Raw genomic sequence first — 23,160 nt, forward strand, 5'->3', positions numbered from 1 at the left:
GTTCCCTTTTTTGATGCTCATCCGGCATACCAGTTGAACCCATTCAATATTCAACTTTGGAGCCTGATATCATGTCATCCCCAGTTTTATTCCGTCCACAGATGCGCAAGCTGCTTGTGCGAGCAGCACTGCTATTTCCCGCCATGGGCTTGCATCCGCTTGCGCCAGCCGCTTGGGCACAGACCACAGAGGCCACTTATGTTTTTGATGTTGCCGCAGGGCCGCTTTCAACCGCATTGACGCAAGTCGCAGCACAAACGGGCATGAGTTTGAGTGCAAATGCCGCGCTGTTGGCTGACAAGAAAGCAGCCGCGCTTAAAGGCCGCTACACTGCGCAAGCCGCATTGCATCAATTACTGGAAAATACCGGCCTGGCATTACAACAGACGGATGAAACGCATTTCAGTGTGATTCCTGTCATCACCGAAAAAGACGCGCCACAAACCTTAAGCGAGGTACAGGTGCAGGCCAGTAAAGAGGGTAACGGTCTGTTAAGCCGTTATGAAGCGAGTACTGCCAGTCAGGGGGCGCTGGGCGACAAGTCCTTACTCGATACCCCGTTTTCAGTCAGTGTGGTCAAGGCTGAGGACATTTTAGATCGCCAAGCTAGCAATGTTGCCGAGGCCTTCAAGCTGGATGCAGCCGTCACCGCGTCCAGTAATGGCGTGGCCCGGGAGAGTACCATGATTACGGTGAGAGGCTTGGCACTGGATTTATTGAATGGCTACAAGATCGATGGCCTGAATATTTCACCATGGAACACCGATTTACCGATTGAGCATTTTGAGCAGGTTGAGCTGCTGAAAGGCTTGTCCGGTTTTATGTACGGCTTTGCGCAACCGGGCGGCATCCTCAATTACAGACTCAAACGCGCCGGGGATACGCCAGTCACCCGCGTGACGGCGGGCTTAATGACGGATAGCCAGTACAACCTGAATCTGGATGTTGGTCGCCGCTTTGCAGAGGGGCGTGCGGGCATGCGTATTAACTACATCCATGAGGCAGGGGATACCTATCTTGATGCCCCGATCAAGCGCGACTCTGCCTCTGTGGCGCTGGATTTCAAACCCTCTGATCAACTCACGGTTGAGCTGGATAGTCTCTACCAGAAGCGCAAGGTCAATGGATCCATGTTTGCCCTGGTGGTGGATCAAAATGCCGCCAGCCCTAAACCGATTGACGGCGCACGCCGCTTGACGCAGGACTTCACCTATCATGAAACCGAGATGATGACGGCAGGCACGGCGTTGCGCTGGCAGTTTAATGACCAGTGGTATTTAAGCACTGCGGCGCGGGTTTCCAAGCTCAGGCGTACCAATTACGATAGTTATATGACCATCAATGACGATGCGGGAAACTTTAGCGATGCGCAAGTGCAGTGGTATAGCCAACATCACAATCAGTCAGCTAATCTGATGCTGCATGGCCAGTTTGAAACCGGCCAGATCAAGCATGCTCTGGTCACTGGCGCAGACTTGCAGACGGTGCATCGCAGTGGCGCACCGGACAGTTTTGCCTTATTGGGGACGGGTAATCTTTACACTGGCCGCAGTGATGAGACTGATCCTGACGCAAGTATCAACCGGAATCTCAGTACCATTTTCAAAACCCGTAATGTCGGTGTGTTTATGAGTGATACCCTGCAGTGGACGCCGGAATGGAGCACGATTATTGGTCTGAGACATAGCAACTATGAAAAAAATCAGCCCAATGGCCCCACCTACAAAAAAAGCAAAATGACGCCGACTTACGCCTTGCTCTGGAAGCCACAAGCGTCCATCACGGCTTACGCCAGCTATGTTGAAGCGCTCGAAGAAGGCAATACGGCACCCATAGGCACCAATAACGAAAACCAGTCGTTTGGCCCGCTTGAAAGCAAGCAGTATGAAATTGGCCTCAAGCAACAGGGTAGTTTCTGGTCGGCCGAGGCCGCGCTGTTCCGCATGCAGCGTGGTTTGGCGTATACCAATGCAGACAATGTCTATGTGCAACAAAGCAAAGGGTTGGTGTTGAGCGGGCTAGACCTGGCTGGCCGTGTCGAGTTAGGCAGCCAATGGGCGTTGCGTAGCAGCCTGGTGTGGATGCAAAGCGAAAACAAAAGTGATGATGCCAGCGTGAATGGCAAGGATGCCGCCAATGCTCCCAGCTGGAGTGCAGCGCTGTATGCGGACTACCAGGTGATGGATTTGCCTGGCCTGACACTGTCGGCAGGCGCGCGTTACGTCGGTCGGCGTTATCTTGAGGCCTCCAATACCCATGCACTGGACAGATATACCTTGTTCGACCTCGGTGCGCGCTATCACACCAAGCTGAACGCGCATCAACTCACCTTGCGTGCCGGGGTGCAGAACCTGACCAACGAAAAATACTGGCAAGCACATGGCGACTGGAATTTCCTGACGCAAGGCGAGCCGCGTATCTTTAAAGCCAGTGCACAACTCGATTTTTAAGCGAGATAACTTTGCGGGTGGCTGCGATGGCGGCTGCCATCTCGCCAGCGTCAGTAGGCGGGTCTGACGCTGGCTTGTCGCCTCCGGTCGCCTGGCGGTGAGGCAAAAAAGCATTTTTTGAGGCTGGGCAAACATCAGGTCACAGCACAAAATGCTTGCTCTGGGCCTTGCAAAAAAATATATTCAGGCAAAACAATCACTTAGTGTCTCATAACAATATATTGTGTTTTTGTGTGTTGAAAATGCGTATATATTGATTTATAGTCACGTCCATACGGTATACGGGCACTGATCGGTGCCTGTCTTTAAAAGGGAATCTGGTGCGCGATGGCGATGGCCATTGTCAAGCCAGAGCTGCCCCCGCAACTGTAATCAGCGAGTTGTTTGCTGCTTTGCTCGCCACTGAAGCGATTCGGGAAGGCCAAGGCAAACAATCATGACCTGAGAGCCAGGAGACCTGCCGTGATTTTTTCTTGTTAACGTTTGAGGCGGGGTGTCCTCGGCAGATGCAGTGAGTCCTGTACTGATTGCAAGTCTGGTCTTTAAACGGGTGCAGGTTTTTTCTTTGATTGCTCGACAACGGGCAGGCTATTGCCAGAAAAAATGCGCCCCGCAGCCAGTGCCGTGTCCCTTCCGCCGCCAGCACTGGGAGCCACCATGACACAATACGAATCCATGCAAGCCACGAAACGTGATGGCCGCAAGGAACCGATTAACCTCGACAAGATTCATCGCGTCATTGATTGGGCCGCACAAGGCCTCAATAATGTGTCGGTGTCACAAGTTGAATTGCGCTCCCATATCCAGTTTTATGATGGTATCCGCACCGACGATATCCATGAAACCATCATCAAATCTGCTGCCGACCTGATTTCGGAAGAAACGCCGGATTACCAGTACCTGGCCGCGCGCCTGAATATTTTTCACCTGCGCAAAATTGCTTATGGCCAGTTTGAGCCACCGCATTTGTTTGACCATGTGACCAACCTGACCGCGCTGGGCAAATACGATCCGCACCTGCTCAAGGATTACAGCCGCGAAGAGTTTGATACGCTAAATGGCTATCTGGACCACTGGCGCGACATGAATTTCTCTTATGCTGCGGTCAAGCAGCTTGAGGGCAAATACCTGGTACAAAACCGCGTCACCAAAAAGATCTACGAGAGTCCGCAGTTTCTTTACATTCTGGTGGCGATGAGCCTGTTTGCTAACTACAAAGGCCAGGCGCGTCTCGATTACATCAAGCGTTTTTATGATGCGGTGTCTACCTTCAAGATCTCACTGCCGACACCAATTATGTCTGGCGTGCGGACGCCGACACGCCAGTTCAGCTCTTGCGTGCTGATTGAGTGTGACGACAGCCTGGACAGCATCAACGCCACTTCCAGCGCGATTGTGAAATACGTGTCGCAGCGCGCCGGTATCGGCGTCAACGCCGGCCGTATCCGTGCGCTGGGCAGTGAAATTCGTGGCGGTGAAGCACAGCACACCGGCTGCCTGCCGTTCTATAAGCTGTTCCAGTCTGCGGTCAAATCCTGCTCACAGGGTGGGGTACGCGGTGGGGCGGCGACGTTGTTCTACCCCTTGTGGCACCTCGAAGTTGAGTCATTGCTGGTGCTTAAAAACAACCGTGGCGTCGAAGAAAACCGCGTGCGCCACCTCGACTATGGCGTGCAGATCAACCGCCTCATGTATCAGCGCCTGATCAAAGGTGAACAGATCACCTTGTTCTCGCCGCATGATGTGCCCGGCCTGTATGACGCGTTTTTTGCCGACCAGGATACCTTTGAGCGCCTGTACACCCAATACGAAGCCGATGACAGCATCCGCAAGCGCAGCTTGCCTGCCGTAGACTTGTTCTCGCTCATGATGCAAGAGCGCGCCGGTACCGGCCGTATCTACATCCAGAACGTAGACCATTGCAACACGCATAGCCCGTTTGATCCGGCTGTTGCGCCGGTGCGCCAGTCCAACCTGTGTATGGAAATCGCACTGCCGACCAAGCCACTCAATGACATCAACGACACCGAAGGCGAAATTGCGCTGTGTACCCTGTCAGCATTTAACCTGGGCGCGCTGGAATCGCTGGACGAGCTCGAAGGCCTGGCCGAGCTCGTGGTTCGTGCATTAGATGCCTTGCTCGAATACCAGGATTACCCAGTCAAAGCCGCGCTCAACGCCACCAATAAGCGCCGTTCACTGGGCGTGGGTGTGATCAACTATGCCTATTACCTGGCCAAAAACGGCACCAGCTATACCGACGAGGCTGCACTGGGCTTGACCCACCGTACCTTTGAGGCCATTCAGTACTATCTGCTAAAAGCGTCCGTACAACTGTCTCGCGAGTTTGGCGCGTGTGGTGCGTTTAACGAGACCACCTATGCCAAAGGCATTTTACCGATTGATACCTACAAAAAAGACCTCGACGCCGTGTGCAGCGAGCCGCTGCATCTGGATTGGGAAAGCCTGCGTCAAGAGATTCAAAAAGATGGCCTGCGTAACTCTACATTGACCGCGCTGATGCCATCCGAGACTTCCAGCCAGATTGCCAATGCCACCAACGGCATTGAGCCACCGCGTGGCCTGGTCTCAGTCAAGCAATCCAAAGACGGCATCTTGCGCCAGGTGGTGCCTGAGATTGACCGCCTGCGTAACCAGTACCAGTTGTTGTGGCGCATCCCCAGCAATGACGGCTACCTCAAGCTGGTGGGCGTGATGCAGAAGTTTGTCGATCAATCGATTTCAGCCAACACCAACTACGACCCAACCCGTTTTGAAGGCGGCCGCGTGCCGATGAAACAACTGCTGAAAGACCTGCTGCAAGCCTACAAACTTGGCGTTAAAACGCTGTACTACCACAATACCCGCGATGGTGCGAGCGAGGGCGGTACGGAAGCCGAGGACGATGGGTGTGCCAGCGGAGCCTGCAAAATTTAAATAAGCATTGACTCAGTGGCTACGCGGGCAAATTGCTGCGTTGTGCGGTGCGCGAAATCCTCATGTACTCTCGTGTACATTCCGGTTTCTGTGCTCCGTACGCCTTGCACTTTATCCCGCTCGCTCACTGATTCAACGCTTATTGCAGTGGGGTAATAAGTACAATTTAAAAACAGTTTGAGCATTAAACTTAAACATTAGGAACACAGATGGCCTACAGCATCTTCACCAAAACCGATAACGATCAACTCAAAGAGCCCATGTTCTTTGGGCAGCCCGTCAATGTGGCGCGCTACGACCAGCAGAAATATCCGGTATTCGAGAAGCTGATCGAGAAGCAACTCTCCTTCTTCTGGCGCCCGGAAGAGGTTGACGTGTCGCAAGACCGTTCCGATTACCAGAATCTGCCCGAGCACGAAAAGCATATTTTTATCAGCAACCTCAAGTATCAGACCTTGCTGGATTCGATTCAGGGCCGTAGCCCCAACGTGGCCTTGCTGCCACTGGTGTCCCTGCCTGAGCTGGAAACCTGGATTGAAACCTGGGCGTTTTCCGAGACCATACACTCGCGCTCGTACACCCACATTATCCGCAATATCGTCAATGATCCGTCGGTGATGTTTGATGACATCGTGCGCAATGAAAACATCACGGCACGCGCTTCGGATATCGCACATTATTACGATGAGCTGATCCAGCAAACCATGCTGTACTCGCAGCTGGGCGAGGGTAATCATGTCATCAATGGCGAGACCAAAGTGGTCAACAAGCGCGCGCTCAAAAAACTGCTGTACCGTTGCCTGATGAACGTGAATATTCTCGAAGCGATCCGCTTTTACGTCAGCTTTGCCTGCTCGTTTGCCTTTGCCGAGCGCAAGGTGATGGAAGGCAACGCCAAGATCATCCGCCTGATTGCGCGTGATGAGGCCTTGCACCTCACCGGCACACAGCACATGCTCAACATCATGCGGTCTGGTCAGGATGACGCTGAGTTTGCCGAGATTGCCGCAGAACTGCATACCGAGTGCTTCGAGATGTTTAAATCCGCCGCCGAGCAGGAAAAACTGTGGGCCGAGTACCTGTTTAAAGATGGCTCAATGATCGGCCTCAATAAAGACATTCTTTGCCAGTACGTGGAATACATTACCAATACCCGCATGGCTTCAGTCGGCTTGCCTCCGGCATTCCCCAATGCCAAAAACAACCCGATTCCATGGATCAACACCTGGCTGTCTTCCGACACCGTACAAGTGGCCCCTCAAGAGGTAGAATTAAGTTCTTACTTGATCGGGCAGATTGATTCAGAAGTCTCGGCTGACGATCTCAACGACTTTGAGTTGTAATTGGCTGCGCGGGCAAATTGCGGCGTTGTGCGGTGCGCGAAATCCTCATGTACTCTCGCGTACATTGCGGTTTCTGTGCTACGTACGCCTTGCACTTTATCCCGCGCGCTCATTAATTGATTGTTTCGCTATTGATTTTAACAAGTCATTTTTAAAATGATCAGCATACGCAGCCAGCATACCCGCTTCAGCCTGATCCCGCATGAAACCTTGCTGGAAGGCCTGGAGCGCACCGGGCATGAGGTCGAGTACCAATGCCGTGGCGGCTATTGTGGCGCCTGCCGCGTGCGCCTGCTCGATGGTGAAGTCGAATACCTGGAGCAACCGCTGGCATTTATTGCCAGTGACGAAATCCTGCCATGCTGCTGCGTCCCCAAGTCGGATATCCGGCTCGATTGCGAACTGCGCCCCGAGTTGCAGGTGTTTCAGGCGCAAGAAGAGTTGTTCCCGGCACAAGGGTCACTGTTTGATGACCCGTTGCCCAGCACCGCTGACAGCCGCGTCAAAAAACTGGTCAGACGGCGCATCCCCAGAGTACGGAGCACGGCCAGTAATTTATCCTTGTTTTAATCCGGCGTTTTAAGCGCGGGCTTTAGCCATTAGCACACAACAAAAAAGGCGCGAAACCATTCGCGCCTTTTTTATGTGCTTGTTGAGTATGCTGCTGTGACTAGCCCGCGGCACGCGGTGCCGGTCGCACCCATTGCATTTTGAGGTTGGGCGCACGTGTATCCAAATCCGCGACCAGTTTGCAACTCAAAATCTCGCAGCGCCAATACATCTGGCGAATTTTCTCATCCGCTTCGGCACGGGATTTGCCGTACACCTGCAGATTCTCTACCAACACCCCATTGGCGCTACGTATGGAGTACAAATATTTTCCAGATCTTTTAGCCATAATCGAATTTACCCACCCCGGGAACAATGCGTTGTAAAACATCGTAATTCTTTTAGTTATAAACACCATATCAGAGTTTTTTACTGATGTATACACCGCTAAGCGGTAGATAAGTGATTCAATTCAATACTTTAAGGGGGTATTTGCATAAAACACCTAAAATTTAGTGCCTAAGTTGAACTTTATCGCTCGAAGATTGCGCGCCTATCCCAATAGATAATGATATATTTACATTAATTAACAATCGTGCATCGCACGTTTGGCGATTGCTTGCATTTGTACTATTAAAGGGTATAGTTTATGCTCACCATTGTTGAGACCAGCATCTTTATCAAGTACGCCAAGATGGTATGGAGTGATGAAGAGCGCGTTGAATTTATCAACTGGATTGCCGCAAACCCACTTGCTGGCGATGTGATTCCAAACAGTGGTGGTTGTCGCAAAGTGCGTTGGTCGCGCGATGGCATGGGTAAGCGCAGTGGCGTACGGGTGATTTACGTTAATCAGCTCGAGAAGGGAGAAATTGGCTTGCTGATCGTGTATGCAAAAGCCAAATTTGACAATCTCCCCAGTGACTTCTTGAGTGTTTTAAAACAGGAGTTCATCAATGACTAAAGTCGATCAAGAGATGGCGCAATTCAAGGCAGACTTGCTGACATCTGTCAAAGAGCTTAAAGCTGGCAAGGTCGCGCGTAGCACGCAGGTAGATGTTTCATTTGTGGTTTCAGCTCGCAACCAGGTGGGGTTGTCGCAAAGCGAGTTTGCCCAATTGTTAGGGGTATCCGTGCGCACTTTGCAAGCCTGGGAGCAGGGGCGGATTAAACCTTCAGGTGCAGCGCAAACCTTGATGCGCATTGCGCATAAACATCCAGAAGTGCTGTTGGAGGTGCGTTGAATTCGCCTCAACTATTTGCGCAAACTCAAGTTGCTCACTATAAAGAAGTTCAGTGAGTATCTGTTCACGTATTGTATGCTTAGCCACATGACGCTCCATAACAGCTCATAAAAAGCTGTGCTTGAGTCCGAAAGTCTTTACTCCAATCTCCCTTCTGTTTAAACTAAACTAACTAAACTTAGTTTAAGTTGGACATCATGCAAATTATCAATATTCACGAGGCAAAAACACAACTCTCTAAACTGGTGGATCAGGCTGTCAATGGGGAGTCTTTCATTATTGCCAAAGCGGGTAAGCCGCTGGTAAAAGTCACCCGGTTAGAGGTTACTGAGCCGCCCGCAATCAAGCGTATTGGCTTTATGCAAGGTCAAATTCAGGTGCCTGCAGACTTTGACGAGATGGGCAAAGCCGAAATTTCAACCCTGTTTGGCCTCGAGTAAGATGAAGCTGTTACTCGATACCCATATTTTGCTTTGGGCAGCGGCGGGGGCAGAGCAGCTGCCAAGCAAAGCAAAAGCCCTCATTGAAGATACAGGCAATCAACTCTACTTCAGCAGCGCCAGTCTGTGGGAAATCGCCATCAAAAACACCCTGGGCCGGGCGGACTTTAAAGTGGACTTGGCCGTATTGCGGCGTAACTTGCTGGAGAACGGTTTTGAGGAGATCGAGATCAATAGCAGCCATGCCATGAGCGTCGCCACCTTGCCAGAGGTGCATAAAGACCCCTTTGATCGCATGTTGCTTGCGCAGACGCAGGTCGAAGGGGTGACGTTAATGACGGCAGATCGCCAGCTCGGCGGCTACCCGGTCGCCTTAATCATGGTCTAGCGACATATTGTTAGGCTGCACTCAGCAGCGTGATATCCATCTGCTGAGTGCAAGGCTGATGCTGTTATGGCCTGCATTAAAAAATCCTTTTAAAAAATAGCTCATCATTTACAATCATTAAAAAAAGCGCGCCAGACTGTTTGATCCCGCGTGATTAAACGCATACAACAAAACTAGGCGTGCAACGATTTCCTCATCTTGATTCGACCATGACTGGAATGGTTTTGGCTTTGGTGTAAAGGGGTAGGTAGCGCATGCGTGAAACATCTTTAGAGAACCTGATTACGCGCTCCGAAAGGCTGGCCGAGCAAAATTACAGTACCTATTTTGTCCGCGTCATCCTCGTGAGCCTGCTAGGCTTTTTGATTCTGGGATTTGCCATCTTGATGGCCTTGATCCCGTTGGCCTTACTCATCGGCTTGGTCGCGCTGACCTTTGTTGCTGGTGGTGCAGTGCTACTCATCTTGCTTAAGCTGGGCAAATTGCTGATTTTAATGATCTTGCCCGCTTTCTTGATGCTTAAAGCTTCCTTCAAAGTCTTGTTCAGCCGCTTTGATAAGCCAGTGGGCACCGAGCTCATGCCCGCCCAAGCGCCTGCGCTGTGGCAAAAAATCAAGTCACTCGAAACCGCGCTCGTAGGCCCCAAAATCAGCCATGTGTTGCTCACTCATGATATCAATGCGGCGATTATTCAATATCCGCGCTTTGGCCTGTTTGGCTGGGAAACCAATTACCTAATGCTGGGCCTGCCGCTGTTGCAAGGCCTCACCGAAGGCGAGGCAATGGCGGTCATCGCGCATGAGTATGGGCACCTGTCTGGCGATCATAGCCGTTGGTCCGGCTTTATTTACCGCTTGCGCTCCACCTGGGCGCGCCTGCACGACATGGCCAGTGGCTGGCGTGACTGGGGTTCGCGCTATGTGGCCAAAATGTTTGGCTGGTATGCGCCTTATTTCAACGCCTACAGCTTTGTGTTGGCGCGCAAAAATGAGTATCAGGCCGACCATGTCTCGGTCAAAATTGCCGGGGTAGAAAACACCGCCAGCGCCTTGTTGCGCGTGCACGTGCTCTACCAGCTCGAAAAAGAATGCCTGCATGCGCAAATCCAGCAACGCGTCGCTACTGAGCCCACGCCCATGCAAGACAAAAGCGCCGTTTGGCAATCCATCGTTAACAAAACGCTAGAACCAGACACCCTGCATCGTTACATAGACCTCGCCTACACCTACGAGACCAACCATCTCGACACGCATCCCGCCATCAAAGATCGCCTGAAAGCGATTGGTGTGGAGCTTGAGACCCTGAAAACCCTGCCACGCGCAGACCATAGCACTTCTGCTGCCAATGCCTGGCTAGGGGCCGAGCTGCCACACTTCACCCACAAGCTCGATCAAGAATGGCAGTCGAGCATCGAGCAAAACTGGAGCGCACGCCATCAGGATATTCAGGCACAAACCGCCACCTTGAATGAACTGCTCGCCAAAGAAACGCTGAGTGCCGACGAGCAATGGCAAGTCATCGCCATTAAAGAAGACCTGACGCCAGACCAACCGCAACGCGCCGCCATTGAGGCCTTTGTGCAGCAACACCCTGAGCATTTGCAAGGCCGCTATAGAGCAGGGGTGTACAAACTCCTCGACGACGATGAAAGCGGCATTGAAGATTTAGAGTACGTGATGGCGCAAGACGAATCCGCCATCCTCGCCGCCTGCGAGCAAGCCTATCACTACTACGCCGCCAAAAACCCGGCCCGTGCCGATGAGTACCTGCAACGCTACCAAGCCCGCGCCAACAAGTTGCAAGCCATCCACCAGGAGCTCTCCACCTTAACCCCCGCCGCCACGCTGGCACAACACGACCTCGATGACGCCACCGTGCAACAAATCCGGGCCGTCATCGCCAGTGACGCTAAGGACATTAAAAGAGTCTATTTACTCAAGCGCGTGTTAGATGCCGACAACACCAAGGGCGACTATTTGCTCGCTTTTGAAATGCCCACCTTTTCACTCACCGACCCCTCGAAAAAAGTCATCGAGCGCTTGGTGAGCAAAGAGTTTCCCATCCATTTGTTTATTGTGTCGCTCAAGTCTGGCGCGTTTAAGTCATTTAAGAAAAGGATCAAAAAGCTGGGAGTGGAGCCGGTTTATGAGAAGCGGTAGGTTGCTTCGCATAGCATCTGTAAAATTAACCCTCTCTTAAAGAGCAATCAAATACAATAACGTCAACAGTGCCATCGATGCCGAATTTCAGACTTTCTTTGAGTGCAGTTTCAAGCTCTTGTGCTGAGCTAATTGAGTAATGTGGATTGATTGGCATTCCCTCTCCTCCAAACCAGAGCACTACATAGACTCCAAACCCACCAGTCTGAGCTTCACGCATGTATTTTTTTACTAGCTGACTTTCACCTGCGGACCATAACTCTTTATGCTTATCCTTTTTGATTTCAATAGGTATATTAAATCTGGCCATATATGAAACACGAATGTCCGCACGCTTTTCATCTGCGTAGTAACCTTCTTTGATAGCCTCTATGTGCAGTCTATCCAATCTAACATTCAAATCGGACAGTAAGGCGTCTCTGCAATCATTTTCAGGTTTAGATGCAGTCAGTCTTTTGTTTCTCTCGTCAAAGCTCCAAAATTGTTTGTAATCATTGGTCGCACTAGACCTGATTTTTTCTCTTAAATCCTTTAGATGGCTAACCGTAATTGCAAATAAGTCATGAACGTTAGCTGGCTCTAAGTTGTTTAACGTTTTAATAACATCTTGAGGTTTTGGCACTTTGTGCTCGAAATCATTCCGTAGGACCTTTTGAGCTTCTGCAGCAACCTGTAACGTGTGCAGCCATTTTCTCAATCCAGGATTGTTGATTAGATCAATAAAGTGTTGCTCTGCTACCAATGTGGTCATAGATCCCAATTTGTTGATCCAACCTCTTATAACATCAGACCGCATCACTCTGCGAGTTGAACTCGCAGTCGTACTTTCAAAACGATCAAAGGGAGGATTATGTTTGGCATTTTTTTCGACTAGCCAAGCAAGCACTGACTCAGTAATAAGTTTAGAGATTGTTAAATCTCTATCACGCTCACTGAAAAAATCATAAGCAGAGTGGATGCGCGATTTCTCATCTGCCACAAAATCAATTAATTGAGATAAGTATCTATTGGGATTGATTAGAGCACCCGCACATAACCAATAAACTCTTTGCATGATATTTAATTTCATTGTCAGCCTTTCAAATACCAAAGGCTCAATCGAGTCATGATTCAAATACTTCAATGCTGAAATTAAAAGATATTTTAGGTCTTCTATGCGAGAGGGTTTGATCGATTTTGGAAATGACTTTAGAAGTAAAGGAGTCGCTACTTTCGCAATTGCTTCATCCTCCTCGTTATATGCGAGATTACCTAGGAAATACTTATTAAAACCATCTTTCTTCAGGTATGGCTCAATGACCTCAGCTAAAACATTTCCATAGAGTTCAGGTTTTTCCTGCTTGATTCGGTCAAACACTTCATCTTTTTCGGATGAGGAGGATACTTTTATTGCTATCAACTTACTCAACACTTCATCCGGCAATTGCAAAATGACTTCAATTGGATTCATCTTGAGGCCTACGATGCAAGGCACATAGAAAAGGTTTGCTTTTCCATCCGCGCTTATTGCTGCAGACTCTTTAATTGTTGGCAAATCTGATCTATACGGAAGTTGAGAAATCATTTCTAAAAGTGTTTGAATTCTTTCATCATCCTCATCAAATAAGTATCTTAATTGATCACTCTCAGCATCTCTGTCAAATAACACTTGCCGAGTATGCACACGAGCTAGGTTATAAAGTAAGTGAATTGGAGCCTGTGGATTATCGGCACCTGGCCAATGCGTGTTTATGTATTCTAGCCATTCATTTTTAGTTTTTAATTTCTCTATTTTTCTCTCTAAAGAGCGTTTGGCAGAATCCAACCTCCATTCCTCAACTTCAGAAGATAAATGACGGTTAAATAAAATTGAAAACCCAGGATTTTGGTCTACCCATTCTGCAAGAGAAGTAAATTTATCCAAATCAAATGGTCTCTGTTTGCTTTGGCTTGCAAAGCTGAGAATCGCTGATTCAAAATATGCCTCAGCGTGAGATGCGTTTGTTGTAATAGCAGCATTGGATAAGCACCACTCTCCAAATCCATCTGGTTCAGGCATATCTGCTAAATTTCTTTTAACATTCATCAGTTGGGGCCAAACACTCTTCCCATGATCGATGATACTTTCAATGGAATAAGTTGTTAGCTCAAAGCATTTGTGTGGATTATCCGTAAACCATTTCCTAATTTTTGCATGATTTTCTTTTTCCAATGTATAGCTGATGGCACCCTCATCTTTACTGAACCCTAGCCAATAATATAACTTGTCGATTGTTATTTCACTTCCGTGTTTTTCGACCGCTAAAGCTACCAGTTTGGTTATGACGGAACCAAAGTTTAGGGAATCTTCTAATGCAGTGAAGTCTAATTTTCTTTTTTGTAACTCTTCTAAAAGAATCGGGAGCCTTATTCCGGGGGCGGTTAACAAGCCATATGCCCAAAACATATGAAAGGAACCTATGAAGTGACTCTTTTTTGGTGTATGCAGATAATCAAAAATCTTGTGTTCATCTACCGCGCCTGGAAAAAGTGCTGTTAACAATTCACCAGATAGTTCGTCGTCTTCATCAACCATTTTTCCAGTTTGGATTTCCTGAAGAAGATCTTTGAGTTTATGCAAAACTTGCTCTGTCTTTAGTTTGGTGATGGTGTACAAAGCATATCGCCTAAGGACAGAAATATACTTCTCATCTCGTATAATCCTAATCAGGTCTTCTAAGTGCGATCCTGCGCCATTTGAATGACGCAACCCATCCACTATAGATACCATTACGTGTTGCCACGAGTTGTCGGGATTCTTTTTAGAAAATATATTATTGATTACTTCCGTCATTCCCCCGGTGACTAAGGCAGCAAACTTGTGGTTATCTGAATAGTGGTAATCCAACCACTTTTTTTTATCTACTGAGTTCTTTAAAGCTAGGAGTAGTAACTCTTTGTCTACTACGGGATAATATTGAACATCTCCGTATAAGATTAAGCCCAACGGATCTCGTTGGATTAGTTGTTGCCTAGACGAGCCCACGAATACTGCAAGCCATGCGTATAAGCCTCTGAGGCCAGTAACTACACTACCTTTTACTCCTACTATTAGAGATAAGACTCTGTCTAAAGGGAGCCCTGAATCATTCATTTGCCCGGCTATGAATCTACCGGCAAGATATTCCGAAACACTTCTATGTACTGGAGAAAATACTTCTTCTCTAACTTGAACAAATAATCTACTTCGAATGACAGCAAGGAACATTTCCAAGCTTAATTCAGAATTGCATAGGTCATTGATGCAAACCTCACTTTCTCCAACAGCACCTTCATCAATTGCTACATAAGCTATATCCGATAGCAATAGCGTCGCGCAGATCAACCCTGCGCATTTTGTTAATGAATCAGTTGAAAAGTTTTTTGATTGCTGGGATTTTCGATGCTGTTTATTCTCTTCAGCAACCATCTTCCTAATTGCTAAATCGAACGTTTCTTGTCTCGTTGCTGGCCAGCTACTCCCATCTTTACCAACAGCATCCAATAGCAAATTTAATGTTTGAGGGTTAGTAAGCCATTCACTCAACCCCAAATTCTTAGACTTTTCCAAAAACGACTGAGCGTGTTCTTCACCGATTTTGTTTGAAACATACTTTAGTTGGTCATCTTCGGTTAAAGGGTTTATTAGTAATACCTTTACACTCTTACTGCCAGAAACCATTTTTAGAGCTTCTCGGTCGATGTCCCCATACCAATCTGCGGCTCTACAAGATAATCTGAATTTTGGAGAGCCTAGTTCATCTAATTTGGTTCTAATAGCATCTAATGCATTATTCCCATCTTCGTTTGATGCTCTTTTTTCATCTAGCCCATCTATGAAAATTGTATATTCAGACCATTCTGGTTTTGTTTTTAGAGTGATGAAGTCTCTGGCACTAATTAAAAATCCATTTTTTATTTTCTTGTATTCTTGATTAAAACACTCTGATTTACCTGCGCCAGGCTCACCTAAAACTACAATAGCATGTTCATCATCAAGCGCACTTAAGCTTGTGACCAATTCATCCTGATTCGTACCTCTCTCATTTTTCAGTACAGTGAATGTTCGTTCTAAGTATACGTTTTCTGTGTTGTCCATCTCGATGCCAGCTAATTGAGGTATTGTTTATGTGCCCTAATCTTACTATCACTGGTTATTCTATTGATTGTTTTGGATATTTGAGGTCAGAGTAAAAGTGTGTCATACGTCATTTTTACTCTGACACTACAATATATCTCTCAGCGTAACGCATTTTAAAAAGCTCAGTTAATCAGCAGCCTACCATTTGCGGAAAAGTTGTGCCCCTTAGCTTGGTCAAAACTGAGCTATAAGATTCTGGATTAGGCCGTCATGCCTATTCGAGCAAGTATCTCTGGTATGTTTTCTGCGGCGACCGGGCGGCTAAAGAGATATCCCTGTATTTCGTCGCAATGACTGTCGGTGAGAAAAGCCAGTTGCTGCTCAGTCTCTACCCCTTCTGCAATCACAGTCAGTTGCAAAATGTGCCCAAGTTGGATGATCGCACGGACAATTTCTGCACTGTCCTGGTCTTTGTGAAGGTCACGGATGAAGGATTTATCAATCTTGAGTTTGTCGACGGACAGGCGTTTAAGATAAGACAGGCTGGAATAGCCGGTGCCAAAGTCATCAATGGCTAGTTTGACCCCGATGTGTTTTAGCGTGTGCAGGGTGCTGATGACGGATTCTGTGTCTTGGATCAGGATAGATTCAGTCAGTTCGAGCTCCAGGCATTGCGGGGGCAGCCCGAAGTCATGCAGTGCAGAGCTGATGGTTTCTACAATATTGCCATGCCGGAACTGGTGCGAGGATAAGTTGACCGCCACCACCAGCTGGGTTTGCCCTTGCTGGTGCCATGCGGCCAGTTGCCGGCAGGCTTCCCGCAGCACCCACTGACCCATCTGGATAATCAGCCCGCTTTGTTCTGCGATGGGAATGAACTCGCTTGGCGGGAGCATCTGCCCATCTGCGTTTTGCCAGCGGATTAAGGCTTCAATCCCACTGATGCGACCATCAGATAGGCGTATTTGTGGCTGGTAGTGCAGTAAAAACTCATTATTTTTAAGTGCTGTGTGCAGGTCTGTTTGAATACGCATGCGCTTTTGCGCGTCGGCATTCATCTGCGTGACAAAAAAGCGGTAGGTATTGCGGCCGCAATCTTTTGCCAGGTATAAGGCGGCATCTGCGTTTTTGCGCAGGGTTTCAAAGTCTTTGCCATCGTTTGGATAGAGGCTGATGCCGATACTGAAAGACGCATGCAGTGTGTTGCCGCTGACCTCAAACGGTTCTTGCATGGCGTTGAGAATCTGTTGTGCGGTTTGGGTCACGATATCGGACGCGTGGGCGTTGTTGATCAGCAGCACAAATTCGTCACCACCCTCGCGGCTAAGCATGCAAGCCTCTGACAGCATACGTTCGAGGCGCCTGACCACCTCTTTTAGCAGCGCATCGCCTACGGCATGACCAAAGCTGTCGTTGATCTCTTTGAAGTTGTCCATATCAAGAAACAGCATGGCGAGGCCGTATTCGCGCTTGTTGGCTTGATGGATAAACTGTTCAAAACGCTTGCGCAGTAACAGGCGGTTAGGGAGGCCGGTCAGTGGGTCATGGTGCGCCAGATATTCCAGTTTTGTTTCTGCGTCCCGATGTTCGGCACGGATACGCAGGGATTGAATGCCAAACGCCAGGTCATTGGCGAGTTCATCGAGCAGGGTGACCTCTTCATCAGAAAACGCATAGGTGCGGGAGGCGTAGATCGTGATCACGCCTATGGTCTGTTTTGCCACTTTGAGTGGCAAGGCGATGCATGAAAGCAGGCCTTCCTGGCTGGCGAGGTCGCCCAAATTACTCAATCGGGCTGCATTGGGGTAGTCCTGAATAATCTCTACACGCTCGGATTGAAAGGCTTTCACGGCCAGGCTGATTTCCGGGGTTTGCTGCTCAAGCGCAATCGTCTTCGTCAGCTTTTGACCGGCCATTGCGGCAATGCGCAGGGGTTGGTAGGTGCCATAGTTGGGATAACCCACCCAGGCCAGTGGATAGCCCCCAGAGTCAATCACCAACTGGCAAATATCGTTGAGCAGGTGTTGTTCGTTTTCTGCATGAATGAGCATCTGGTTACAGCTACTCAACAAACGCAGTGAACGATTGAGTGTCAGCATTGCTTTTTCGGACTGCTTTTGCTGGGTGATATCACGCAAGATGCAAAGCACCCCCGAGACCTCGCCGATGGCATCTTTTTCCTGAACAAGACGAAGCTCTATGACGCGGTCATGCGGCCAGTGGCTCTCAATGGTACAAGCTGTTTCTTGCTCTAGGGTTTGCAAAATCGCGTGGTGAATTTTTTTGCGTTCTGCTGGCGTGGCAATCTGGTCAGATTCAAGCAGGGTCTTACCCAGCAGCGTGGATTCCTCTATGCCAAACAATGCTGTGAGAGAGGGGCTGACGTAGCTGTATCTGGCATGCTGGTCAAAGCGGGTAATATGGTCGGGATGGTTTTCAATGAGTGCGCGTAAACGTTTTTCACTTAACTTGAGTGCCGTGATGTCATGCGCAATCGCAAGGGCGCCCACCACGTTGTTATCACTATCCAACTCGGGGACGGCATGAATTCTGAGCACCTTGGTGTGGACATTCGGACCATCAGGCAGCCGGTCTAGAAAAAAATCAAACTCCGTATCTGTGCCGGTTTCTATGACGCCACGGATTTTTTCTTGGTAGTGTTGTAAAGCGACGGAGGAGGGTCTGAGCGAGCTGGGAGTTTTGCCTTGAAGGTCTTTAGCCGGTTCGCCAATCAGTTTGATTGCGGCTGGATTGATATAGGTACGTTTGCAATCACGATCATAATGGATGACAGGTTCATGCAGATAATCTGTCAGCATGATGAATTTTCTGTCATCAGCAGCCATGGTGGTAACCCCTGAAGAATGTCGTTTTATTCTTTGAAGAATATCACACAAACTTAATTGTTTTTGACTTCATTTTACGAGACGCGAGTGCTGACCGTTTTACGGGTCTGCACACTTGCTTCAAGCATCTGGACTCAGTGTTTAAATGAAAAAACGATGTGCTCAGTATCAATTCATTGTCAATAAAAGCCGAACACCACTGATATATTAGCCAAATTGCCATTTCTGAAATAATTACAGGTCAGAGTGTGATGGCGCTTATTTAACGATATCCGCTCGTTTGATGTTTTTGGGATGGATGAAACGCCATATGAAAAAGGGGCGCGAATTGCGCCCCTTAATAACTATCTTGCTTAAACTATGCTTTACGACGGCGTACAAATGCCCCGATCAATGGCAAACCTGCGGCAAACATCCAGGCAGCGGCAGGCGCTGGGACTGGCGATACAGCGGCATTGCGCACTAACCAGCTACCTACATCACTCTGCGCAGTCTGAATAGGCCATGCGCCACGAATAACGCTTGTTGCAGCTGTATACATTGTAAATGATGGCCCAAAGCTTTGCACTTCAGTGTAGATTCTTGCCTCTGTCGTTTGATAGTTGCCAGTCCCTGGGTTGTAGTCAAAAGGTGTTTGAATCGCAATGCCCCTTGTCCATAAACTGCTTCTAAAGAATTCGTTGGTATTACTGGTTGCACCTACGAGCGAAATCAAACTATTAACCTTGGTTGCATCTGAAGATGAGCTTGAGTAAGTAAAATTAAGACCGGCGTTTGTAAATAATGTGGCCACTTCATCGCCGGTTGCATAACGAAACCCACTATAAAGCCCGCCTGCACCAAATTGTGTAGAAACATAATTAAATGACTGATTAATACTCACTGAGACATCCAGCCACTCCAGATTGCTTGATGTGTCACGCGTGATCGCGCCATCGCCTGCAACTTTCCAGTCTGCTTGAGTGATTGCTGCATTGGCTTGGCTGGAGGCTGCGAACATCGCGGCGGCGATCATTACAGCACCTGAAAGGCGTCTGCTAATTTTTTTTAAGTTTGCCAATTTCATTTCTTTTCCCTGTTAATTAATGTTCAATAACTTTAACCCTTCAGGAATGCCCCCGCTATAGCCCCTTTGGGCGTCTCACAGTCGCACTTTGCGCACTGGCAAGTATTACGGTTTTATCGATATTGGTTGCTCTGGAGCCATTATCTGACTAGGGCATCAGCAGTGGTCAGGCTTGCGCTTGAGGGGGATCAGTCTTTAGAGCAATAGCTACATTGCTCATGTGTCATCCATTTTAAAAAGCTCAATTAATCAGCAGCTTGCCATTTATCCTTAGGTGGTAAAGTCGTTGTGAGGGATAATAACGCCCTTAGCATTTTGCCGCATTTGGAAGCCCCCCATGGAAGTTAAAGTCAATTTTCTCGATAAGCTGCGCCTTGAAGCCAAGTTTGATGACTTCACGGTGATTGCCGACCAGCCTATCCGCTACAAGGGCGATGGCTCGGCGCCGGGGCCGTTTGATTACTTTTTGGCTTCATCGGCGCTGTGTGCGGCGTATTTTGTGAAGCTGTATTGCAGCACCCGCAATATTCCAACCGAAAACATCCGCTTGTCGCACAACAATATTGTCGACCCGGAAGACCGCTACAAGCAGATTTTCAAGATACAGATTGAGTTGCCTGCGGATATCTCTGAAAAAGACCGCATTGGCATTTTGCGCTCGATTGACCGCTGCACGGTGAAAAAAGTGGTGCAAACCGGCCCTGAGTTTGTTATTGAAGAAGTGGCCAGCCTGGATGCCGATGCGCAGGCCTTGCTGACGGTGAGCCCGGCGGCGGAGACGCAGACGTATATCGCTGGCAAGGATTTACCGCTGGAGCAAACCATTGCCAATATGACGGGCTTGCTGGCGAGCCTGGGGATCAAGATCGAGATCGCTTCCTGGCGCAATATTGTGCCTAACGTGTGGTCGCTGCATATCCGTGATGCGCATTCGCCCATGTGCTTTACCAACGGCAAAGGCGCGACCAAAGAAAGTGCGCTGGCCTCGGCGCTGGGTGAGTATATCGAGCGGCTGAGTAACAACCATTTTTATGCCGGGTCTTACTGGGGCGAAGACATTGACAATGCAGACTTTGTGCATTACCCGAACGAGCGCTGGTTTAAGCCTGGGCGTAAAGATGCGTTGCCAAAAGAGATTCTGGATGATTACACGCGGGACATTTACAACCCGGATGGCGAGTTGCGTGGCTCACATTTGATTGATACCAACTCTGGCAATCGTGAGCGTGGCATTTGCGCGCTGCCGTTTGTGCGGCAGTCAGATGGCGAGGTGGTGTATTTTCCGTCTAACCTGATAGAAAACCTGTACGCCAGCAATGGCATGAGTGCAGGCAATACGCTGGCCGAGGCGCAGGTGCAATGCTTGTCCGAGATTTTTGAGCGGGCCGTGAAGCGCGAGATTATTGAAAGTGAAATGGCGTTGCCGGATGTGCCGCCAGCGGTGCTGGCCAAGTATCCCGGCATTGTGGCGGGCATTGAGGGACTGGAGGCGCAGGGTTTTCCGGTGCTGGTGAAAGATGCGTCGTTAGGCGGACAATATCCGGTGATGTGCGTGACGCTGATGAACCCGCGCACCGGCGGCGTGTTTGCCTCGTTTGGCGCGCACCCGAAGCTGGAAGTCGCGCTCGAGCGCAGCCTGACCGAGTTGCTGCAAGGCCGCAGTTTTGAAGGCCTCAACGACTTGCCGCAGCCGACCTTTGTCAGCGAAGCGGTGACTGAGCCGAATAACTTTGTTGAGCATTTTATTGACTCTAGCGGTGTGGTGTCGTGGCGCTTTTTTAGTGCCAAATCGGACTACGAGTTTGTCGAATGGGACTTTTCAGGTAATGGCGACCATGCCAACGCTGAAGAAGCCGCGACCTTATTCGGCATTTTGGCCGAGATGGGTAAAGAAGCGTATGTGGCGGTGTATGACCAGCTGGGCGCGACGGCATGCCGCATCTTGGTGCCTGATTATTCCGAGGTGTATCCGGTGGAAGACCTGGTGTGGGATAACACCAATAAAGCGTTGTTGTTCCGCGAAGATATCCTGAACCTGCATCAACTGGACGATGACCGCCTGCAGGCCTTGCTGGAGCGGCTGGAGAATAACGAGCTGGATGACTACAGCGATATTGCGACCTTGATCGGCATCCAGTTTGACGAGAACACGGTATGGGGCCAGCTCACGGTGCTGGAGCTTAAGCTACTCATCAACCTGGCTTTGCAGCAGTTTGAGGAGGCGCAGGATCTGGTGGGGGCGTTTTTGCAGTACAACGACAACACCCTGGAACGCGGTTTGTTTTACCAGGCCCTGAATGCCGTGCTCGAAGTGACGCTTGATGACGAGCTGCAGCTGGCTGATTATGAGGTGAATTTCCGCCGCATGTTTGGCGATGCGCGTATGGACGCGGTGCTGGGTGCTGTGGATGGCAGTGTACGTTTTTATGGCCTGACCCCGACCAATCTGCAGCTGGAAGGGCTGGACAGACACCATAGACTGCTGGATAGCTACCGTAAATTGCATGCCGCGCGCGCCAAGGCTGCGGCCGCTTAGGCGCGCTGACCAAGTGCCATTGGCGATGACTTAGGCATGAAGCCCGTCAGTTCTTCATCTGCATTGCATCCACGCAATCTGCACCGCGAGGGCTATGACTTTGCGCTGCTGGTGCAGGCGCACCCGGCCCTGGCACCCTATGTGCGCCCGAATGCGTATGGCGATGACTCGATAGACTTTGCTCATCCGCAGGCGGTAAAAACCTTAAACCAGGCTTTGCTCAAGCAGTATTATGGCGTGGCGGTGTGGGATATTCCCAAGCATTACTTATGTCCGCCTATTCCTGGCCGGGCCGATTATGTGCATTACCTGGCGGATTTGTTGATCGGGCAGGGTATTGATCAGGCTGTGCGTTTGCTGGATATTGGCACCGGTGCGAATCTGGTCTATCCCCTGATTGCGGCGCAGAGTTATGGCTGGCAATGCCTGGGCGTGGATATTGACGCCAAGGCATTGCGCAATGCGCAGCAATTGATTGAGGCCAATGGCTTGCAGCCAAAGATCAGTGTGCGTCAGCAGCCAAATGTGGCGGCGATTTTTAAAGGTGTGATCTTGCCGGGCGAGCAATGGACGCTGACCATGTGTAACCCGCCTTTTCATGCCTCGGCGGCTGAGGCACAGGCGGGCACACAGCGTAAATGGCGCGGGCTGGGCAAGCGGCCGCCGCAGGCACTGAATTTTGGCGGGCAAGCCAATGAATTGGTATACGAAGGCGGCGAGGCGGCCTTTTTGACCACCATGATTCATGAGAGCAGGTATTTTGCCCAACAGTGCGTATGGTTTACCACGCTGGTCTCCAAAGCCAGCAACCTGCCGCTGGTGATGCGTGAACTCAAAAAAGCGCGGGCACTGACGGTAAAAACGGTGGAGATGGCGCAAGGCCAGAAGCAAAGCCGCTTTGTGGCGTGGACGTTTCAGACGATCACCACGCAAAAAAGTCCGTCATCCGTGGCTTGATTGGATGCAGACATTTTTAAATACAGTGTTTGCGTAAATAGCGGGTATAATGTAGCTACCCTGTGAACTACCAATCCTCACAGCGGCCTTGTCATAAATCATCGATATAATCCTCGTTTGTCCAGATTGGTGTTGCTGCGGCAACAGACCAACGCCCAATAATTTGT

15 protein-coding genes and 1 riboswitch are annotated in these 23,160 nt (G+C 49.4%); of the genes, 11 read left to right on the top strand and 4 right to left on the bottom strand.

What is annotated here, in order from left to right:
• Window positions 1–71: 71 nt before the first annotated feature.
• The 4 genes from Q9292_RS01145 to yfaE all read left to right on the top strand — a co-directional run bounded on the left by Q9292_RS01145 (window position 72) and on the right by yfaE (window position 7,300).
• Window positions 72–2,450, top strand: a complete 2,379-nt coding sequence (locus tag Q9292_RS01145; RefSeq protein ID WP_194747200.1) for a TonB-dependent siderophore receptor — start codon at window positions 72–74, stop codon at window positions 2,448–2,450.
• 258 nt (window positions 2,451–2,708) lie between these two features.
• Window positions 2,709–2,930: riboswitch (cobalamin riboswitch) on the top strand.
• Between the two features lie 177 nt (window positions 2,931–3,107).
• The gene (gene nrdA, locus Q9292_RS01150; protein ID WP_313983730.1) at window positions 3,108–5,387 is read left to right on the top strand and encodes a class 1a ribonucleoside-diphosphate reductase subunit alpha; all 2,280 of its coding nucleotides are present in this window, start codon (window positions 3,108–3,110) and stop codon (window positions 5,385–5,387) included.
• A 209-nt stretch (window positions 5,388–5,596) separates the two neighbouring features.
• Window positions 5,597–6,730 (top strand): class Ia ribonucleoside-diphosphate reductase subunit beta, encoded by a 1,134-nt coding sequence (nrdB, locus tag Q9292_RS01155; protein ID WP_275356988.1) that lies wholly within the window; start codon window positions 5,597–5,599, stop codon window positions 6,728–6,730.
• 156 nt (window positions 6,731–6,886) lie between these two features.
• Window positions 6,887–7,300, top strand: a complete 414-nt coding sequence (gene yfaE / locus Q9292_RS01160; RefSeq protein WP_313983734.1) for a class I ribonucleotide reductase maintenance protein YfaE — start codon at window positions 6,887–6,889, stop codon at window positions 7,298–7,300.
• Between the two features lie 100 nt (window positions 7,301–7,400).
• Here yfaE and Q9292_RS01165 read toward each other — a convergent pair whose 3' ends face one another.
• Window positions 7,401–7,628, bottom strand: coding sequence for a hypothetical protein (locus Q9292_RS01165; RefSeq protein WP_228518658.1), 228 nt, complete (start codon window positions 7,626–7,628; stop codon window positions 7,401–7,403).
• 300 nt (window positions 7,629–7,928) lie between these two features.
• On the opposite strand from Q9292_RS01165, the gene Q9292_RS01170 reads away from it, so the two are divergent.
• From Q9292_RS01170 to Q9292_RS01190, 5 genes are all read left to right on the top strand, one after another.
• The gene (locus tag Q9292_RS01170) at window positions 7,929–8,243 is read left to right on the top strand and encodes a transcriptional regulator (RefSeq protein WP_313983738.1); all 315 of its coding nucleotides are present in this window, start codon (window positions 7,929–7,931) and stop codon (window positions 8,241–8,243) included.
• A complete protein-coding gene (locus tag Q9292_RS01175; protein ID WP_313983741.1) occupies window positions 8,236–8,523 on the top strand; it encodes a helix-turn-helix domain-containing protein in 288 nt (95 codons plus the stop codon). The genes Q9292_RS01170 and Q9292_RS01175 overlap by 8 nt, the downstream gene beginning before the upstream one ends.
• Window positions 8,524–8,720: 197 nt before the next feature.
• A complete protein-coding gene (locus tag Q9292_RS01180; protein WP_313983744.1) occupies window positions 8,721–8,963 on the top strand; it encodes a type II toxin-antitoxin system prevent-host-death family antitoxin in 243 nt (80 codons plus the stop codon).
• A gap of 1 nt (window position 8,964) precedes the next feature.
• The gene (locus Q9292_RS01185; protein ID WP_313983747.1) at window positions 8,965–9,351 is read left to right on the top strand and encodes a type II toxin-antitoxin system VapC family toxin; all 387 of its coding nucleotides are present in this window, start codon (window positions 8,965–8,967) and stop codon (window positions 9,349–9,351) included.
• Between the two features lie 254 nt (window positions 9,352–9,605).
• On the top strand, window positions 9,606–11,510 hold the full coding sequence (locus Q9292_RS01190; protein WP_313983750.1) for a M48 family metallopeptidase: 1,905 nt from the start codon (window positions 9,606–9,608) through the stop codon (window positions 11,508–11,510).
• Between the two features lie 25 nt (window positions 11,511–11,535).
• Here the strand turns inward: Q9292_RS01190 and Q9292_RS01195 are convergent, their stop codons facing one another.
• The 3 genes from Q9292_RS01195 to Q9292_RS01205 form a co-directional block, all read right to left on the bottom strand.
• Entirely contained in the window at window positions 11,536–15,606 is a 4,071-nt protein-coding gene (locus Q9292_RS01195) for a hypothetical protein (protein ID WP_313983753.1), read from the bottom strand.
• 242 nt (window positions 15,607–15,848) lie between these two features.
• Window positions 15,849–18,434 carry an EAL domain-containing protein gene (locus Q9292_RS01200; RefSeq protein WP_313983755.1) on the bottom strand — a complete coding sequence of 862 codons (2,586 nt, stop codon included), beginning with the start codon at window positions 18,432–18,434 and terminating at the stop codon, window positions 15,849–15,851.
• A 358-nt stretch (window positions 18,435–18,792) separates the two neighbouring features.
• Complete coding sequence (locus Q9292_RS01205; RefSeq protein ID WP_313983758.1) at window positions 18,793–19,500, bottom strand: hypothetical protein; 708 nt, start codon at window positions 19,498–19,500, stop codon at window positions 18,793–18,795.
• Between the two features lie 337 nt (window positions 19,501–19,837).
• On the opposite strand from Q9292_RS01205, the gene Q9292_RS01210 reads away from it, so the two are divergent.
• Together Q9292_RS01210 and rlmF are read left to right on the top strand one after the other, a co-directional pair.
• Window positions 19,838–22,036 (top strand): OsmC domain/YcaO domain-containing protein, encoded by a 2,199-nt coding sequence (locus Q9292_RS01210; RefSeq protein ID WP_313983761.1) that lies wholly within the window; start codon window positions 19,838–19,840, stop codon window positions 22,034–22,036.
• Between the two features lie 36 nt (window positions 22,037–22,072).
• Window positions 22,073–22,993, top strand: a complete 921-nt coding sequence (gene rlmF / locus Q9292_RS01215; protein WP_313983764.1) for a 23S rRNA (adenine(1618)-N(6))-methyltransferase RlmF — start codon at window positions 22,073–22,075, stop codon at window positions 22,991–22,993.
• Window positions 22,994–23,160: the final 167 nt, after the last annotated feature.

The organism is Methylophilus sp. VKM B-3414, from assembly GCF_032248435.1.
GTDB classification, from domain to species: domain Bacteria; phylum Pseudomonadota; class Gammaproteobacteria; order Burkholderiales; family Methylophilaceae; genus Methylophilus; species Methylophilus glucosoxydans.

What these genes read in the sequence shown, in the direction of transcription:
- Q9292_RS01145 (WP_194747200.1), top strand. Translation starts at nt 72, where the DNA reads ATGTCATCCCCAGTTTTATTCCGTCCACAGATGCGCAAGCTGCTTGTG.
- nrdA (WP_313983730.1), top strand. Translation starts at nt 3,108, where the DNA reads ATGACACAATACGAATCCATGCAAGCCACGAAACGTGATGGCCGCAAG.
- nrdB (WP_275356988.1), top strand. Translation starts at nt 5,597, where the DNA reads ATGGCCTACAGCATCTTCACCAAAACCGATAACGATCAACTCAAAGAG.
- yfaE (WP_313983734.1), top strand. Translation starts at nt 6,887, where the DNA reads ATGATCAGCATACGCAGCCAGCATACCCGCTTCAGCCTGATCCCGCAT.
- Q9292_RS01165 (WP_228518658.1), bottom strand. Translation starts at nt 7,628, where the DNA reads ATGGCTAAAAGATCTGGAAAATATTTGTACTCCATACGTAGCGCCAAT.
- Q9292_RS01170 (WP_313983738.1), top strand. Translation starts at nt 7,929, where the DNA reads ATGCTCACCATTGTTGAGACCAGCATCTTTATCAAGTACGCCAAGATG.
- Q9292_RS01175 (WP_313983741.1), top strand. Translation starts at nt 8,236, where the DNA reads ATGACTAAAGTCGATCAAGAGATGGCGCAATTCAAGGCAGACTTGCTG.
- Q9292_RS01180 (WP_313983744.1), top strand. Translation starts at nt 8,721, where the DNA reads ATGCAAATTATCAATATTCACGAGGCAAAAACACAACTCTCTAAACTG.
- Q9292_RS01185 (WP_313983747.1), top strand. Translation starts at nt 8,965, where the DNA reads ATGAAGCTGTTACTCGATACCCATATTTTGCTTTGGGCAGCGGCGGGG.
- Q9292_RS01190 (WP_313983750.1), top strand. Translation starts at nt 9,606, where the DNA reads ATGCGTGAAACATCTTTAGAGAACCTGATTACGCGCTCCGAAAGGCTG.
- Q9292_RS01195 (WP_313983753.1), bottom strand. Translation starts at nt 15,606, where the DNA reads ATGGACAACACAGAAAACGTATACTTAGAACGAACATTCACTGTACTG.
- Q9292_RS01200 (WP_313983755.1), bottom strand. Translation starts at nt 18,434, where the DNA reads ATGGCTGCTGATGACAGAAAATTCATCATGCTGACAGATTATCTGCAT.
- Q9292_RS01205 (WP_313983758.1), bottom strand. Translation starts at nt 19,500, where the DNA reads ATGAAATTGGCAAACTTAAAAAAAATTAGCAGACGCCTTTCAGGTGCT.
- Q9292_RS01210 (WP_313983761.1), top strand. Translation starts at nt 19,838, where the DNA reads ATGGAAGTTAAAGTCAATTTTCTCGATAAGCTGCGCCTTGAAGCCAAG.
- rlmF (WP_313983764.1), top strand. Translation starts at nt 22,073, where the DNA reads ATGAAGCCCGTCAGTTCTTCATCTGCATTGCATCCACGCAATCTGCAC.